General features: G+C 65.2%; 16 protein-coding genes. 9 read left to right on the top strand and 7 right to left on the bottom strand.

What is annotated here, in order from left to right; genetic code table 11:
• Positions 1-64: 64 nt before the first annotated feature.
• Entirely contained in the window at positions 65-673 is a 609-nt protein-coding gene (locus tag ACVIIV_RS25570) for a CinA family protein (RefSeq protein ID WP_456746609.1), read from the bottom strand.
• A gap of 3 nt (positions 674-676) precedes the next feature.
• A complete protein-coding gene (locus ACVIIV_RS25565) occupies positions 677-1,873 on the bottom strand; it encodes a bifunctional 2-C-methyl-D-erythritol 4-phosphate cytidylyltransferase/2-C-methyl-D-erythritol 2,4-cyclodiphosphate synthase (RefSeq protein ID WP_456746608.1) in 1,197 nt (398 codons plus the stop codon).
• A 276-nt stretch (positions 1,874-2,149) separates the two neighbouring features.
• Between ACVIIV_RS25565 and dusB the strand changes: the two genes are divergently transcribed.
• The 3 genes from dusB to ntrC are packed head-to-tail and all read left to right on the top strand — an operon-like array spanning position 2,150 to position 5,775.
• The gene (gene dusB, locus ACVIIV_RS25560) at positions 2,150-3,151 is read left to right on the top strand and encodes a tRNA dihydrouridine synthase DusB (protein ID WP_456748824.1); all 1,002 of its coding nucleotides are present in this window, start codon (positions 2,150-2,152) and stop codon (positions 3,149-3,151) included.
• Positions 3,148-4,323, top strand: a complete 1,176-nt coding sequence (locus ACVIIV_RS25555) for a two-component system sensor histidine kinase NtrB (RefSeq protein WP_027573361.1) — start codon at positions 3,148-3,150, stop codon at positions 4,321-4,323. The genes dusB and ACVIIV_RS25555 overlap by 4 nt, the downstream gene beginning before the upstream one ends.
• Before the next feature lie 9 nt (positions 4,324-4,332).
• Positions 4,333-5,775, top strand: coding sequence for a nitrogen regulation protein NR(I) (gene ntrC, locus ACVIIV_RS25550; protein WP_456746607.1), 1,443 nt, complete (start codon positions 4,333-4,335; stop codon positions 5,773-5,775).
• A 168-nt stretch (positions 5,776-5,943) separates the two neighbouring features.
• Here the strand turns inward: ntrC and ACVIIV_RS25545 are convergent, their stop codons facing one another.
• A complete protein-coding gene (locus tag ACVIIV_RS25545) occupies positions 5,944-6,066 on the bottom strand; it encodes a hypothetical protein (RefSeq protein ID WP_456746606.1) in 123 nt (40 codons plus the stop codon).
• A 199-nt stretch (positions 6,067-6,265) separates the two neighbouring features.
• On the opposite strand from ACVIIV_RS25545, the gene ACVIIV_RS25540 reads away from it, so the two are divergent.
• The 4 genes from ACVIIV_RS25540 to hflX all read left to right on the top strand — a co-directional run bounded on the left by ACVIIV_RS25540 (position 6,266) and on the right by hflX (position 11,924).
• Entirely contained in the window at positions 6,266-8,644 is a 2,379-nt protein-coding gene (locus tag ACVIIV_RS25540) for an ATP-binding protein (protein WP_456746605.1), read from the top strand.
• A gap of 17 nt (positions 8,645-8,661) precedes the next feature.
• Entirely contained in the window at positions 8,662-10,032 is a 1,371-nt protein-coding gene (gene ntrX / locus ACVIIV_RS25535) for a nitrogen assimilation response regulator NtrX (protein WP_247329342.1), read from the top strand.
• Positions 10,033-10,281: 249 nt separating this feature from the next.
• Entirely contained in the window at positions 10,282-10,530 is a 249-nt protein-coding gene (gene hfq / locus ACVIIV_RS25530) for an RNA chaperone Hfq (RefSeq protein ID WP_007591126.1), read from the top strand.
• 11 nt (positions 10,531-10,541) lie between these two features.
• A complete protein-coding gene (gene hflX, locus ACVIIV_RS25525; RefSeq protein ID WP_456746604.1) occupies positions 10,542-11,924 on the top strand; it encodes a GTPase HflX in 1,383 nt (460 codons plus the stop codon).
• Between the two features lie 159 nt (positions 11,925-12,083).
• On the opposite strand, the gene mazG is transcribed toward hflX, so the two are convergent.
• Positions 12,084-12,938, bottom strand: coding sequence for a nucleoside triphosphate pyrophosphohydrolase (gene mazG / locus ACVIIV_RS25520; protein WP_456746603.1), 855 nt, complete (start codon positions 12,936-12,938; stop codon positions 12,084-12,086).
• A 127-nt stretch (positions 12,939-13,065) separates the two neighbouring features.
• Between mazG and queC the strand changes: the two genes are divergently transcribed.
• The gene (gene queC / locus ACVIIV_RS25515) at positions 13,066-13,779 is read left to right on the top strand and encodes a 7-cyano-7-deazaguanine synthase QueC (RefSeq protein ID WP_456746602.1); all 714 of its coding nucleotides are present in this window, start codon (positions 13,066-13,068) and stop codon (positions 13,777-13,779) included.
• 113 nt (positions 13,780-13,892) lie between these two features.
• Here the strand turns inward: queC and ACVIIV_RS25510 are convergent, their stop codons facing one another.
• Genes ACVIIV_RS25510 through nthA form a run of 3 tightly spaced genes read right to left on the bottom strand, consistent with a single transcriptional unit; the run spans position 13,893 to position 15,549 of the window.
• Positions 13,893-14,270: a nitrile hydratase accessory protein gene (locus ACVIIV_RS25510; RefSeq protein ID WP_456746601.1), complete on the bottom strand. Its 378-nt coding sequence runs from the start codon at positions 14,268-14,270 to the stop codon at positions 13,893-13,895.
• Positions 14,270-14,929 carry a nitrile hydratase subunit beta gene (gene nthB, locus ACVIIV_RS25505; protein ID WP_456746600.1) on the bottom strand — a complete coding sequence of 220 codons (660 nt, stop codon included), beginning with the start codon at positions 14,927-14,929 and terminating at the stop codon, positions 14,270-14,272. Before nthB ends, ACVIIV_RS25510 begins: the two co-directional genes overlap by 1 nt.
• Positions 14,926-15,549 carry a nitrile hydratase subunit alpha gene (gene nthA / locus ACVIIV_RS25500; protein ID WP_456746599.1) on the bottom strand — a complete coding sequence of 208 codons (624 nt, stop codon included), beginning with the start codon at positions 15,547-15,549 and terminating at the stop codon, positions 14,926-14,928. Before nthA ends, nthB begins: the two co-directional genes overlap by 4 nt.
• A 119-nt stretch (positions 15,550-15,668) precedes the next feature.
• On the opposite strand from nthA, the gene ACVIIV_RS25495 reads away from it, so the two are divergent.
• Positions 15,669-16,475 (top strand): enoyl-CoA hydratase/isomerase family protein, encoded by an 807-nt coding sequence (locus ACVIIV_RS25495; RefSeq protein WP_456746598.1) that lies wholly within the window; start codon positions 15,669-15,671, stop codon positions 16,473-16,475.
• The last annotated feature ends 127 nt before the right edge of the window (positions 16,476-16,602 follow it).

The raw sequence follows: 16,602 nt of genomic DNA, 5'->3' as shown, positions 1-16,602 counted from the left end.
GCGTAGCGATATGCGGGGATTTGCTGCGGATGTCCCGGGTATCGCTTCGCTCACCCGGGACCGTTCAGCCCCGCGGCGAGCGCGGCGGCCTGCGCTTCACCGCATGCCGGCGCGGCGAGCGGGTCACGCGCGGGCGCAGGCGGCTTGCGGCGGTGCGTTGCGGCTTGGCAGCCACTTGCGGGCCGCGGGCGAGATCCATCAGCATGCGCAAGGCTTCGACCACCGAGCGGGCGCGCACGGCGCTGCGGCCGATCGCGCCGAAGCGGTGCTCGCGGTGGATGATACGGCCATCGCGCGCGGCGGCGGCGAAGTGCACGAGACCGACCGGCTTGCCGGGCGTGGCGCCGCCGGGGCCGGCAATGCCGGTGATGGCGACGGCGAGATCGACATCCGCGCGCTCCAGCGCGCCGATCGCCATTGCGGTCGCGGTCTCCTTGCTGACCGCGCCGAAATTCGTCAGCGTGCTCGCTTCGACGCCAAGCATCGCGCGCTTGGCGTCGTTGGAATAGGTGACGAAGCCGCGATCGATGACGTCAGAGGAGCCGGGGATGTCGGTCAGTGCGCCCGCGACGAGGCCGCCGGTGCAGGATTCAGCGGTCGCGATCGTCAGCTTGCGCATCCGGCACAAATCGAGCAGCGAGCGGGAGAGGGCGCGTGCGTCGCTGCCGCCCATGGTCTAGACGCTCCAAGTCTTTTCGTTAAACGGAAGGCGGATGGTGGCGCTCGCGGTGGCCGCGATGCCTTCCTCACGACCGGTGAAGCCGAGTCGCTCGCTGGTGGTCGCCTTCACCGCCACGCGCGAGATGTCGACGCCGGAAATCTCCGCGATGCGCGCGCGCATCGTGTCGCGCAAGGGACCGATCTTCGGCCGCTCGCAGATCAGCGTCACCTCGAGATTGGCGACGCGGCCGCCACGCGCCGTGACGCGCTCGATGGCGTATTTGAGGAACTGGTCGGAGGAGGCGCCCTTCCACTTCGCATCGCTCGGCGGGAAGTGCGAGCCGATGTCGCCGTCGGCAAGCGCGCCGAGGATGGCGTCGACCAGTGCATGCAGGCCGACATCGCCGTCAGAATGGGCCAGGAAACCTTTGGTGTGCGGCACGCGCACGCCGCAGATCATGACATGGTCGCCCTCGCCGAAGGCGTGCACGTCATAGCCGGTGCCGGTCCTGATGTCGCCGAGCTGGGCAGCCAGGCGCGCTTCCTCGCGCACGAAGTCTTCGGGGGTGGTGAGCTTCATATTGGCAACATCGCCTTCAAAGGTTGCGACCGTCAATCCCGCCCATTCGGCAATCGCGGCATCGTCGGTGAAATCCGAGCGCCCATCCCGCGCCGCGCGACGATGCGCCTCGAGGATGACGTCGAAACGAAAGGATTGCGGCGTCTGCGCGATCCGCAGGCGGGCGCGGTCCGGCGTATCCTCGACGTTGCCGCTTTCGCCGGTGACCTTGATGGTGTCGGTGACGGGAAGGGTGGGGATCGCAGCGCCGGTGCGGCTCGCCGCCTCGATCGCGCGCGAGATCACGCCTTCAGAGACGAAGGGGCGCGCAGCGTCGTGGATCAGCACGATGTCCGGCTTGTGCTTCGCGAGCGCCTCGAGACCGGCGAGCACCGATGCTTGCCGGGTGGCGCCGCCATTGGTCGGCGCCTCGTGTTTCAATCCCGCGACCGCTGCCGTGAACATGGCGCCATCGTCGGGGTTCACCACCGGCTGCACCGCAAACACATCAGGATGGCGGCTGAAGGCTTCCATGGCGCGATAGATCACAGGCACACCGCCGATCTCGCGATATTGCTTCGGCCCGCCGGCGCCGGCGCGCAGGCCGCGTCCGGCCGCCACGAGGACGACAGCGGTGCGTTGTGATTTCGCCATAGGAGTCAAATACTCAATTGCTAATGAAAGAGCGGGGGTGATTTGCCGGCATGCCTCTAGCACGGCAGGCCCGCAAAAAAAGGGGGTTTCCCGGGATTGTAGGAAACAGCATTTTGCTGCACTGCACTTGAAAGATCTACAGAACTGTCTAAACTGTAGGCATGACGCTTGACTGCACAAGAATTGTGCGCAAGATAGGTCATGGCAGGCGCGATGAGGCCCTGTGCAGTCAACGAGACCCCTGTGACCGGCTCGGCAGTATCCGGCTCTAAGCCGTTGAAAATAGGCGATATTGACGTCGCCACCCCGGTCTTCCTGGCGCCGATGTCGGGTGTGACTGACTCGCCCGTCCGCCGGCTGGCCGCCGAGCTTGGGGCCGGTCTCGTCGTGTCCGAGATGACCGCGAGCGATGAGCTCGCCAACGGCCACCGGATGTCCCGGTTGCGCTGCGAAGCCACCGGCATCGGCCCTCATGTGGTCCAGCTCGCCGGCTGCGAGACGCACTGGATGGCCGAAGGCGCCCGGATCGCCGAAGCCGAAGGCGCCGATATCATCGACATCAACATGGGCTGTCCCGCCCGCCACGTCACCGGCGGCCAGTCCGGCTCGGCCTTGATGCGCGACCTCGACCATGCCGTCAGCCTGATCGATGCGACGATCGCGGCGGTGAAGGTGCCGGTGACGCTGAAGATGCGGCTCGGCTGGGACGATCGCACACGCAACGCGCCGGAGCTGGCGCGGCGCGCGGAGGTCGCCGGGGTCAAGCTCGTCACCGTTCACGGTCGCACCCGCTGCCAGTTCTACAAGGGCGAGGCCGATTGGGATGCGATCCGCGCCGTGCGCGAGGCCATCGCCATTCCGCTCGTCGTCAACGGCGACATCACGTCCTACGAAAAGGCGCTCGCGGCATTGGAAGCCTCAGGCGCCGACGCAGTGATGATCGGCCGCGGCGCGCAGGGCCAGCCTTGGCTGCCCGGCCAGATCGGCCGCCGCTTGCAGGGCGGGGCTGACGAAGCTGTGCCCTCGCTGGAAACGCAGCTGCATTATGTCCGCACGCTCTATGATGGCGTTTGCGCACTCTATGGTCTGCGCGTCGGACTAAAGCATGCCCGCAAGCATCTGGGCTGGGCGCTTGATGTCGCAGCGCAGGCGAGCCGTGCGCCGGCCGAGAAGCTGAGATCCTGGCGCCAAAAGATACTGGTCTCGGAGGATCCGCGCCTCGTTCACAATTCACTGCAAGACGCCTTCGACGACTTCGCATGGAGCGCTGCTGCATGAGCTCAGCTGCTGAACATCGTCGGCCGCTTCAGTCCGACAGCGACGCGATCCTGGACGCACTTCCCAACCCCGTGCTCATGATCGGGCCGGACGGCAAGATCGTCGCCGCCAATATCGCGACCGAAGCCTTCTTCGAGATCTCGACGCAATTCTTGAAGCGGCAGTCGTTGAAGGAGCTGGTGCCGTTCGGCAGCCCCTTGCTGGCGCTGATCGACCAGGTGCGGTCGTCGAACTCGCCGGTCAACGAATACAAGGTCGATTTGGGCACGCCGCGCATGGGCGGCGACCGCCAGGTCGATCTGCACGTGGCCCCGCTCACGGAGCGCCCCGGCCACATCGTGGTGATGCTGCAGGAGCGCACCATCGCCGACAAGATGGACCGCCAGCTCACCCATCGCAGCGCTGCGCGCTCGGTGATAGCGCTAGCAGCGATGCTCGCGCATGAAATCAAGAATCCGCTTTCGGGCATTCGCGGCGCGGCGCAGCTCTTGGAGCAGCAGGCCTCGTCCGAGGACCGCATGCTGACCCGGCTGATCTGCGACGAGGCCGACCGCATCGTGACGCTGGTCGACCGCATGGAGGTGTTCGGCGACGAGCGTCCCGTGGTGCGCGGCCCTGTCAACATCCACTCCGTGCTCGATCACGTGAAGCGGCTGGCGCAGTCGGGCTTTGCCCGCAACATTCGCTTCATCGAGGATTACGATCCCTCGCTGCCTCCGGTGCTGGCGAACCAGGACCAGCTCATCCAGGTCTTCCTCAACCTCGTGAAGAATGCCGCCGAAGCCCTGATCGACGTGCCCGACGCCGAGATCCAGCTCACTACCGCGTTCCGCCCCGGCGTGCGCCTGTCAGTCCCCGGTCAAAAATCCCGGGTATCCCTGCCGCTCGAATTCTGCGTGAGGGACAACGGACCTGGCGTGCCCGACGATCTCCTGCCCAACCTGTTCGACCCCTTCGTGACCACCAAGCAGACCGGCTCGGGTCTCGGTCTGGCGCTGGTCGCCAAGATCGTCGGCGATCACGGGGGCATCATCGAATGCGAATCTCAGCCGCGCAAGACCACCTTCCGCGTGCTGATGCCGATGTATTCCACATCGGTGAAACATGCCGATCAAAGCAGTCGCGACGGCTCTGCCGGGAAGTCGTCGCCTGCGTCACAGGGGGCAAAATGAGGATCAACGATGCCCGCAGGTAGCATTCTCGTAGCCGATGACGATACCGCCATCCGCACCGTTCTCAATCAGGCTCTGTCCCGCGCCGGTTACGAAGTGCGGCTGACCGGCAATGCCGCAACGCTGTGGCGCTGGGTCAGCCAGGGCGAGGGCGATCTCGTCATCACCGACGTGGTGATGCCGGACGAAAACGCCTTCGACCTGTTGCCGCGGATCAAGAAGATGCGGCCGAATCTGCCCGTCATCGTCATGAGCGCGCAGAACACGTTCATGACGGCGATCCGGGCTTCCGAGCGCGGGGCCTACGAATATCTGCCAAAGCCCTTCGACCTCAAGGAGCTGATCGCCATCGTCGGCCGCGCGCTCGCCGAGCCGAAGGAGCGGACCTCGACGCCGGACGAGGACGCCGAGATGGAGGCGATCCCGCTGGTCGGCCGCTCGCCGGCGATGCAGGAAATCTACCGCGTGCTGGCGCGCCTGATGCAGACCGACCTCACCGTGATGATCACGGGCGAGTCCGGCACCGGCAAGGAGCTCGTGGCGCGCGCGCTGCACGATTACGGCAAGCGTCGCAACGGTCCGTTCGTCGCGGTCAACATGGCGGCGATCCCGCGCGATCTCATCGAGTCCGAATTGTTCGGCCACGAGCGCGGTGCCTTCACCGGTGCCAACACGCGCGCCTCCGGCCGGTTCGAGCAGGCCGAAGGCGGCACGCTGTTCCTGGATGAGATCGGCGACATGCCGATGGAGGCGCAGACCCGCCTGCTGCGCGTCCTTCAGCAGGGCGAATACACCACGGTCGGCGGCCGCACCCCGATCAAGACCGACGTGCGCATCGTCGCGGCCTCGAACAAGGACCTGCGCGTCCTGATCCAGCAGGGCCTGTTCCGCGAAGACCTGTTCTTCCGCCTCAACGTCGTCCCGCTGCGGCTGCCGCCCTTGCGCGAGCGCATCGAGGACCTGCCGGATCTCGTGCGGCACTTCTTCACGCTGGCCGAGAAGGACGGCCTGCCGCCAAAGAAGCTCGACGCGCTGGCGCTGGAGCGGCTGAAGCAGCACCGCTGGCCCGGCAACGTGCGCGAGCTGGAAAATCTCGCCCGGCGCCTCGCCGCGCTTTATCCGCAGGACGTGATCACGTCCTCGGTGATCGACGGCGAGCTTGCGCCACCCTCGGTCAGCCCGGGCGCGGCGGTCCAGCAGGGCGTCGACAATCTCGGCGGCGCCGTGGAAGCGTATCTGTCCTCGCACTTCCAGGGCTTTCCGAACGGCGTGCCGCCGCCCGGCCTCTATCACCGCATCCTCAAGGAGATCGAGGTGCCGCTGCTCACGGCCGCGCTCGCCGCCACCCGCGGCAACCAGATCCGCGCCGCCGACCTGCTCGGTCTCAACCGCAACACGCTGCGGAAGAAGATCCGGGACCTCGACATCCAGGTGTATCGGAGCGGGGGATAATCTCTCGAAGCGGACGGTGGCTCAGCTCCCCCTACCAAGGCAGAGCTGAGCCTGTCCGGATCGCGCTGGCCGTTGTGGCTGACGCGGTGAGCAGAAGTCCTGATAGGACCCAAATGTTCCGCTCGCACATTCAAATTGGTCGTTCGGCCGCAACGCGCGGCATCACATTTATCTGACCAGTCGGCCGGATGCCGGCACCACGCTGGCGAGATTCACCGGGGCCTGCTGAAGAGCGAGGCCGTTGACCAGCAGGTCGGCGGCCACGATCAGCAGAAGAACGGCTGAAACCATCGTCGCGAGAAAGATCCTATCCATGCTGGATCAAGCGGGATGGCGGGAATCCGTTCCCGTCTCACCGGCATGTGCCTGTGGATTGTGCCGCTCCGCCGCGGGCGGCGCGCCGCGGAATTGTCGCAATTCGGCAACAATGTGGTATGAATACATCAGTATCCGCCGTCGCGGACCCGTTTTCAGCACCACCATTGCCGGAATGACCAGCGCAGACACCTCGGCCGCACACTTTGACACGGCCCCAGCGGAAGAGCCCCGGCGTTGGTCGGTGCGGCGCTGGCTGGCACCCTTTGCCGTGGCGCTGGCGCTGCTGTCGGCCTTCCTGACCTTCCTGGTCCTGACTGGTCTCACAAGGATCGAGCCGACGCCTGAGGTGGTCCGCTCGTTCTACCTGATCAACGCGGCCACGATCCTGCTGCTGGTCGGCATCATCGTCCGCGAACTCTGGCAGCTGATCCTGGCGCGGCGGCGGGGCAGGGCGGCGGCGCGTCTCCATGTCCAGATCGTCAGCCTGTTCTCGATCGTGGCGGTGCTGCCGGCGGTGCTGGTCGCCGTCGTCGCCAACGTCACCATCGAGCGCGGCCTCGACCGGCTCTTCTCCGGGCCGACCAAGGAGGTGATCCAGAACTCGCTGACCATCGCGCGAGCCTATATGCAGGACCACGCGCAGCTGATCCGTGGCGACATTATCGGCATGGCCAACGACATCGCCCATGCGCGGCCGCTCTACGACCAGGACCGCCGCTCGTTCCGCGAGATGCTGACGGCGAGCGCCGCGTCCCGCAACCTGCCGGGCGCGATGATCATCGACAAGAACACCAACATCCTGGAGTCGGCCGACACTGGCATGCGGCTCGCTTATTCGCCGCCTGCGCCGGACTTTCTCAGCAACGTCAACGAGAACGAGCCCGAGATCGCGGTGCTGCCCGATGCGAGCTTCGTCGCCGCGGTGATCCGCCTGCGCGCCTTCAACGACACCTTCCTCTATGTCGCCCGTCCGCTCGACCCGAATGTCGTCAATCAGCTCAAGCAGACCGAAGTCAGCGTCGCCGAATACGCCCAGATCGAGTCACGCCGGCTCGGCATCCAGGTCGCCTTCGCGCTGATGTTCGCGGTGATCGCGCTGACCATCTTGATGGCCTCGGTGCTGATCGGCCTCAACTTCGCCAATTCGCTGGTCTCGCCGATCCGGCGGCTGATGAACGCGGCGCACACGGTCTCGACCGGTGACCTCCATGTCCAGGTGCCCGTGCATCAGTCGGAAGGCGATCTCGCCCAGTTGGGCCAGACTTTCAACAAGATGACGCAGGAATTGCGCAGCCAGCGCGACGAGCTCGTCAACGCCAGCGATCTCATCGACAGCCGCCGCCGCTTCATCGAAGCTGTGCTGTCCTCGGCGAGCGCCGGCATCATCGGCGTCGATGCGTCCGGCAGCGTCGGCATCCTGAACCGCTCCGCCGAGAAGCTGATCGGGCACTCCGAAGCAGAGACGCTCGGCCATCCGCTCTCCGACGTGCTGCCCGAACTCGACGAGATGATGAAGGCGGCGCGGGAAGGAACCCAGCGCCTGGTGCAGGGCCAGATCACGATCACCCGCGACGGCACCGAGCGCAATCTGTCGGTCCGCGTCAGCGCCGAGAAGAACCAGCCGCACGACAGCTACATCATCACGCTCGACGACATCACCGAGCTGGTCTCGGCGCAGCGCACCTCGGCCTGGGGCGACGTCGCGCGCCGCATCGCGCACGAGATCAAGAACCCACTGACGCCGATCCAGCTCTCGGCCGAGCGCATCCGCCGCAAGTTCGGCAAAACCATCACCGAGGACAAGGACAAGCAGATCTTCGACCAGTGCACCGACACGATCGTGCGCCAGGTCGATGACATCAGGCGCATGGTCGACGAGTTCTCGCGCTTTGCGCGGATGCCCAAGCCTGTGATGGAAGGCGAGGACGTCGCCGACACCGTGCGGCAGGCGGTGTTCCTGATGAAGGTCGCCCATCCCGAGATAGATATCGAGGCCGAGTTCAAACAGGATCCGCTGCGCGCCCAGTTCGACCGGCGGCTGATCTCGCAGGCGGTCACGAATATCGTCAAGAACGCCACCGAGGCGATCGAGCAGGTCCCGCGGGAGGAGCTCGGCAAAGGCCGTATCGACGTCGTGGTGTCGCGCGAGGGCGACGACGTGCTGATCGACGTCATCGACAACGGCATCGGCCTGCCCAAGGTCGCACGCTCGCGCCTGCTCGAGCCGTACGTGACCACGCGCGCCAAGGGCACCGGGCTGGGCCTGGCTATCGTCGGCCGCGTGCTGGAAGACCATGGCGGGCGGATCGAACTGAAGGACGCCTCCGACTTCCGTGAGGGCCAGCGCGGTGCCTGGATGCGGATGCGCTTTGCCATCTCAGGGCAACCCGCGAAGTCCGAGACGACCGAGCCAACATCCAAGCCCGAGCTCACGCAAACGGATGCGGAATCCGTCAAGAAGCAGGAAACAAAAGAGCCGGTTGCCGGAACCAAAGAGCCGGCTGAAAAGACCAATGATTCAACCAAAATCGAAGCCTCAACAGGCAGCTGACAAGGCAGGCGCGATCCATGGCAAGTGAAATTCTGATTGTCGATGATGAGGCCGATATTCGGGATCTCGTTGCGGGCATTCTCGAGGACGAGGGCTTCGTGACCCGGACCGCACGCGACAGCGATACGGCGCTCGCCGAGATTGCCAATCGGCGGCCGCATCTGGTGTTTCTCGACATCTGGCTGCAGGGCTCCAAGCTCGACGGCCTGCAGCTCCTGGAGCAGGTCAAGAAGGACAATGCCGATCTGCCCGTCGTGATGATCTCCGGCCACGGCAATATCGAGACCGCGGTCGCCGCGATCAAACGCGGCGCCTACGACTTCATCGAGAAGCCGTTCAAGGCCGACCGCCTGATCCTGGTCGCAACCCGAGCGCTGGAAAATTCGCGGCTCAAGCGCGAGGTCAAGGAGCTGAAGCAGCTCGCGCCGAGCGCCAGCCAGCTCGTCGGCCGCTCGCCCAGCATGAACCAGCTGCGCCAAACCATCGAGCGCGCGGCGAAGGCGAACAGCCGCATCCTGATCGTCGGCCCCGCCGGTGCCGGCAAGGAGCTGACCGCACGCACGCTGCATACGGCCTCGGGCCGGGCCGACGGTCCCTTCGTGGTGATCAATGCCGCCGCGATCACTCCCGAACGCATGGAGCACGAACTGTTCGGCGTCGAGCAGTCCAATGGCGAGCAGCCGCGCAAGCCTGGTGCGCTCGAGGAAGCCCATGGCGGCACGCTGTTCATCGACGAGATCGCGGACATGCCGCGCGAGACTCAGAACAAGATCTTGCGCGTGCTGGTGGAGCAGTCCTTCCAGCGCGTCGGCGGCACCGGCAAGGTGCAGGTCGATGTGCGCATCATCTCGTCGACCGCGCGCAACCTGGAAGAGGAGATCGCGGCCGGCCATTTCCGCGAGGACCTCTACCACCGGCTCTCGGTGGTGCCGATCCGCGTGCCCGCGCTCTCGGAGCGGCGCGAGGACATCCCGGAATTGATCGACTATTTCATGGAGCAGATCTCGGCCGGAAGCGGCCTTCCCAAGCGCCAGATCGGGCAGGACGCGATGGCGGTGCTGCAATCGCATGTCTGGCCCGGTAATGTGCGCCAGCTCCGCAATAACGTTGAAAGAGTCATGATTCTGGCGGCCGGCGGGCCAGAGGTGATCATCACCGCCGACATGTTGCCGCAGGACGTCGGCTCGATGGTGCCGGCCATGCCGACCAGCAACAACGGCGAGCACATCATGGGCCTGCCGCTGCGCGAAGCGCGCGAAGTGTTCGAGCGCGACTATTTGATTGCACAGATCAGCCGTTTCTCAGGAAATATTTCTCGTACGGCTGAGTTCGTTGGCATGGAACGGTCGGCACTGCACCGGAAGCTGAAGGCGCTTGGCGTCGGCTGACGCCGCAACGCTGAAGCGGCATCTCGGGAATAGGCGAGGAAAATCATCGATTTCCGTAGTTTTTCGGGGCACTAGGGCGTGGGCTGCCGCGTGAAGCGGCTTGCCTAATAACCCGACCTGTCCTCTAATCGAACCGCTGTTCCTTCCGAGGGGGATCTCATGAGGGACGGCAACCGGAGGAGGCCCCGAACTCGACAAAGAGGGCCGCATCCGGCGCAATAAAAAGAAACTCAAAGCGAGAAAAAAACAATGGCGGCAGACCGCGCACAAAACCTACAGGACACCTTCCTTAATCACGTTCGCAAAACCAAGACGCCACTGACGATCTTTCTGGTCAACGGAGTGAAGCTCCAGGGCATCGTGACCTGGTTCGACAATTTCTGTTTGCTGCTGCGGCGCGACGGTCACTCGCAGCTTGTCTACAAGCATGCGATCTCGACCATCATGCCGGGCGCTCCGATTCAGCTGTTCGAAGGCGGCGAGGACCAGCCGGCTTGAGAGTGATCTGATTGGAACCCCGGAATTTCGACGGGGATGCCGACCGTCCGCGGTCGGCAGGGGCTAAGCAGACGGGGCGGGTGCTTGTCATCGGCCCCTATTTGCGAGCGCGCGCGGGAAGTGCCGACGCGCAATCGGAAGGTCATGTCCAACGTGACGCTGAGGCCCGGCTCGATGAGGCCGCCGGCCTTGCGCGCGCGATCGACCTCGTCATTGCCGATGCGATCATCGCGCCGATCAGCCAGATCCGGCCCGCCACCTACATCGGCAAGGGCAAGGTCGAGGAGATGGCCGCGCTGGCCAAGAGCCTCGACGTCGAGCTCGTGGTGATGGATTGCGCGCTGGCGCCGATCCAGCAGCGCAATCTCGAGAAGGAATTGCACGCCAAGGTGCTCGACCGCACCGGTCTCATCCTGGAAATCTTCGGCCGCCGCGCCAAGACCAGGGAAGGCTCGCTCCAAGTCGAACTCGCGCATCTCAACTACCAGCGCTCGCGCCTGGTTCGTTCGTGGACCCATTTGGAACGCCAGCGCGGCGGTTTCGGTTTCATGGGCGGGCCAGGCGAAACGCAGATCGAGGCCGACCGCCGGCTGATCCAGGAGCGCATCACCAAGCTCGAGAGCGAGCTCAAGAAGGTGCAGGCGACGCGGCGGCTGCATCGCGCCGGCCGCCAGCGCGTGCCGTATCGCGTGGTCGCGCTGGTCGGCTACACCAATGCCGGCAAGTCGACGCTGTTCAACCGCCTGACCCGCGCCGACGTGCAGGCGGCCGACATGCTGTTTGCGACGCTCGATCCGACTCTGCGCGCACTCAACCTGCCGCACGGCGGCAAGGCGATGCTGTCCGACACCGTGGGCTTCATCTCCAACCTGCCGACGCAACTCGTCGCCGCCTTCCGCGCCACGCTGGAGGAGGTGCTGGAAGCCGACGTCATCCTGCACGTGCGCGACATCTCGCATGAGGATGCCGAGGCGCAGCAGAGCGACGTCGACGCCGTGCTGCGCCAGCTCGGCATCAACCCCGATGATTCCGGCCGCATCATCGAGGTCTGGAACAAGATCGACCGTTTCGACCCCGAGCAGCGCGAAGAGCTTCTGAACATCGCCGCACGCCGGCCGGAGGATCATCCAGCGATGCTGGTCTCAGCGGTTTCGGGTGAGGGCATCGACGCACTGCTCACCGCGATCGAGCAGCGCCTGGCCGCCAAGCGCACCACGCTCGATCTCTCCATCGACGCCGCCGATGGTGCCGGCATCTCCTGGCTGCACCGCAATGCCGAGGTGCTGGCCAAGGAGCTGCACGACGGCCGCTTCGACATGACGGTGCGGGTGGATGAGACCAAGCGGGACATCGTGGTGTCGCGGTTTGATGCGGTGCCGCGTCTTCCTGCGTAACAGCTGTCATCTCGGACAAACGCAGCCCTCGTAGGGTGGGCAAAGGCGCGTGAGCGCCGTGCCCACCATTTGCCCGTTGTTGAAAGGCGTGGGCACCGCGCGCGAAGTGCGCACCTTTGCCCACCCTACGAATTGTCCTTCGCCAGGACGACAGCAGAATTAGCGGCTCGCTTCCTTGCGCCGTTCCTGCGCCGATTGCTCATCGCCCTTGGCCGCGTTCCACAGCGCATCCATCTCCTCAAGCGACGCCTGCTCCAGCGTCCGGCCCTGCGCCTCCAGCGCGCGCTCGATGAACGCAAAGCGCCGCTCGAATTTTGTATTCGTCGCACGCAGTGCGGCTTCCGGATCGGCATCGACGTGGCGGGCGAGGTTGACGAGGGCGAACATCAGGTCGCCAGTTTCTTCCGCAATCTCCTGCTTGTCGTTGCGGTCCAATGCCGCCTCGATCTCGTCGATCTCCTCGCGGATCTTTTGCAGGACCGCGCGCGGATCGTTCCAGTCGAAGCCGACGGTGGAGGCCTTGCGCTGCAGCGCCATGGCGCGCGTCAGCGCGGGCTGGCCGGCCTTCACGCCCGACAGCAGCGAAGTGTGCGACGGCGTCTCCTCCGGCGGCCGGCGTGCGGCGCGTTCGGCTTTCTCCTCGGCCTTGATCCGGTCCCAGACCTCCTTGACGTGGGAGGAGGCGAGATTGCCGTCCTTGTCGGCGAAGACATGGGGATGACGCCGGATCATTTTTCGCGTGATGGCCTCGACCACGTCCCCAAAATCGAACGCGTTCTGCTCCGAGGCCATCTGGGCATGGAACACGACCTGGAGCAGGAGGTCGCCGAGCTCCTCTCTGAGATCGTCGAGATCGCCGCGGGTGATGGCGTCGACCACCTCATGGGCTTCCTCGATCGTGTAGGGCGCGATGGTCGCAAAATCCTGCTCGAGGTCCCAGGGGCAGCCGGTCACCGGCGTGCGCAGCGCCGCCATGATCTCGATCAGGCGGGAAATGTCTCGGGAAGGGGTCATCGCGGGGCAGTCTCCTGGGTCCAAAGCCTTATGCCAAAAGCGGGCGGCCGTTCCCAGCGGGGCGCTGCGGAACAGGCCGATTTCCACCGATTGGCGGGCTCGTTCCGCAGTGCTAAAGCGCGGGGCCATGAGTGACGCATTTTCCTCCGAAACCGCGCTGGTGCTGTTTTCCGGCGGCCAGGATTCCACCACCTGCCTCGCCTGGGCACTCAGCCGCTTCGCGCGGGTGGAGACGCTGGGCTTCGACTACGGTCAGCGCCACGCCATCGAGCTTGCCTGCCGCGACCGCCTGTTCGACGGCATCAAGAGCCTGCGCGCCGATTGGGCGGCAAAGCTCGGCGAGAGCCATACGCTGTCGATCCCGACGCTGGCCGCGGTATCCGAGACCGCGCTGACGCGTGACGTCGCGATCGCGATGGGCGCCGATGGCCTGCCGAACACCTTCGTGCCCGGCCGCAACCTGGTGTTCCTGACTTTTGCGGCGGCGCTGGCCTACCGGCGCGGCATCACCCACATCGTCGGCGGCATGTGCGAGACCGACTATTCCGGCTATCCCGATTGCCGCGATGAGACCATCCGCGCGATGCAGGCCGCGCTCTCGCTCGGCATGGCCAAGAAGTTCGAGCTGTATACACCCTTGATGTGGATCGATAAGGCCGCGACCTGGAAGCTGGCGCATGATCTCGGCGGCGAGGATCTGGTCGACCTCATCCGCGAGCAGTCGCATACCTGCTATCTCGGCGAACGCGGCGCGCAGCACGATTGGGGCTATGGCTGCGGCGAGTGCCCGGCATGCAGCCTGCGGGCAAAGGGGTGGCGGGAGTTTGTAGCGGGGAGGTAGCGCGCCTCTCTCCGTCGTCATTGCGAGGAGCTCTTGCGACGAAGCAATCCAGACTGTCGCCGCGGAAAGATTCTGGATTGCTTCGCTACGCTCGCAATGACGAGAGGCAACAGCTACCGAAAATCCTCGTCCCGCAGCTCGATCGGCTTGCCGTGCGGCGTGCGATCCGCGGCTTGGTCCCATGCGTCGCGGTAGCGGTGCAGCGTCTCCATCGAGGCGACGCCCTTTTGCGCGACAAGACCTTCCAGCGTGGCGAGCCAATGCAGATAGTAGGTCTCGCCGGTGTCAGGATCGCCGGCGGCCTGCGCGCGCTTGATCTCGTCGGCGAGGGCTGCGGCCCATTCGGGCCAGGTGAATACACCGCGCTCGTGCAGGGTCAGTGCCATCGCAAACGCATGTGCCTCCCAGGGTGCGCGGAACACCGGGCCGTCTTCATCGCGCGGAATGCTCGGGATCGCCGCCGTTGCTGCGGCAGCGGCGCTGCCACTCATCACACCGGCTCCAGATAGGGCTCGAACGCGTCGATCGAGACCTTCAGGGTGGGATCACCGTCCTCACCCCAGAGATCGCGGCCCTCGAACACCACGGTGTAGAGCCATTGCGGATTCTCGCCGCGCTCCATCGCTGCCGAATCCGGAAACACGTGGCAGCCATGGTTCAGCTCGACGACGCCGACATGGCCGCGCACGTATCGCGGCAGCCGCGTGTGCGTGGCAGGATGAATATTCTTGGCGCGGACGCGATCGCCGATCTTGAATTTCGCCGGAGCCGGGGCAGGGCGGGCGAATTTGCCGCGCACCATGATGCGTTCGACGGAGTCGACATCGAACTTGCCGCGCTTGAGCGCCTTTGCGGGCTGCATCGCATGGCCGGCGGCGACTTCCTCCCGGGTGAGGTAACCCTTGTCGATCAGCATCTCCTCGAGCCCCAGAAACCATTTCTTGTAATAGGAGCTCGAGAGATAGACATGCGGCGGCAAGGTCTCGCGATAGAAGCGCGAGGTGTCGATGTTGAAAGCGCCGGCCGCGCCCATCGCCCGCACCATGGCCAGGACACGCGATTCCCAATCGGCGTGAAACATCGGCTCGTTCGGCTCAGGCTCGACCTTGCCGAATCCGTCCATGCCGCCCATGTCGTGCACGCCGTTCATGACGGCGCTCCCGGCGCTTTCGGGAAACCGGTGCCGATCATGGAATCGCGCGTGACAAGCTCGGCGAGCTGCTCCTCGCTCCAGCCTTCGGTGCCCTGGGGACGCATCGGCAACACCAGGAAGCGCGTCTCGGCCGTGGAATCCCAGACACGGATCTCGATATCCTTGGGCAGCGCGACACCGAAATCGGCGAGCACGCCGCGCGGATCCTTCACCGCGCGCGAGCGGTAGGGCGCGGCCTTGTACCAGACCGGCGGCAGCCCGAGCATTTCCCAAGGGTAGCAGGAGCACAGCGTGCATACGACCATGTTGTGGCGCTCTGGCGTGTTCTCGATCACGACGAGATGATCGCCGACGCGGCTGACATGGCCGAGCGTGCCGATCGCCTTGCTGCCGTCCTCCAGCAGCGCCTTCTTGAAGGCCGGATCGGTCCAGGCCTTGGCGACGACGCGCGCGCCATTGTGCGGGCCGATCTTGGTCTCATAGGCCTGGATGATGGCGTCGAGCGCGGCCGGCTCGACATAGCCTTTTTCAGTCAGGATCGTCTCGAGCGCGCGCACGCGCAGCTCGGTCTCTGACAATTCCGAGTGATCGTGGTGATGGTCGTGATCGTGGCTCATGGCGGCAAAGATAGGCGCAATGGCCCGGGCCTGTCGAGGGTTCGTTGCAGCGCGATCCGGGCACGTATGCGTGACGGCATTTGTGCGCTAGCATCGCCGCAAACCGCGTGGAGATGATGGTGACGAACTACGTGAAGATCGAGAAGGGCCTTGGGCCTGAGGGCCGGATTGCGGTGGTGCGATTCGACCGCGGCGACGGCATCAACGCGCTCTCGCCGGAGGCACTGCGCCAGCTCACGGCGGCGGCGCGCAGCTTCGAGGACGATGCTGCGACCTCCGTCGTGGTGCTGACCGGCAGCACAAGCACGTTCAGCGCCGGCTTCGACCTCAAGGATGCCGAAGGACGTTCGCGCAAGGAGATGGATCTCGGCACGCTGCGGCGTCATCTCAAGCTCGGGCCGCGCCTGACGCACGCCTGGCAGGAGATGGAGCAGATCACGATCGCGGCGATCGAGGGCTTTTGCGTCGGCGGCGGCGTGGCCCTCGCCGTGGCGCTCGACTTCCGTATCATGGGGCGCGATGCGCATCTGCGCGTGCCGGAGATCGGACTCGGCATGAACATGAGCTGGCAAAGCATCCCGCGCATGCTGCATCTGATCGGGCCGGCCCGCACCAAGCAGGCGGTCATTCTGGCCGACCAGCGCATCAGCGCAGACGAGGCCTATGAATGGGGCCTGGTGGAGCAGGTGACCGATCCCGGCCACGCGTTCGATGCCGCCATGGAGCTTGCCCGCAAGGTCGCCGCGCAGCCGCCGCTTTCGGTCGCAATGACCAAGCTGACCGTCAACCGGCTCGCGCACGCGCTGGACGATCTTGCGAGTCACATGGATGTCGATCAGTTCGCGCTCGCGAGCTTCACCGAGGACCACAAGGAGGGTATCGAGGCATTCCTGGCCCGCCGCAAGCCGCGGTTCCGGGGGCGGTAGCCTACGGCGCTGTCGGATATCCTGCAGATGAATTTTCTTAGCCTGGGGGCGATCGGGAAAACTTCGTCCAAGTCTTCGCAAATATCTGAAATTGCAAGAAAGACTGGAAAAGCCGATGCTACGTGCT

The organism is Bradyrhizobium sp. USDA 4354 (assembly GCF_054060315.1).
This window is presented reverse-complemented; position numbering and strand designations above follow the sequence as displayed.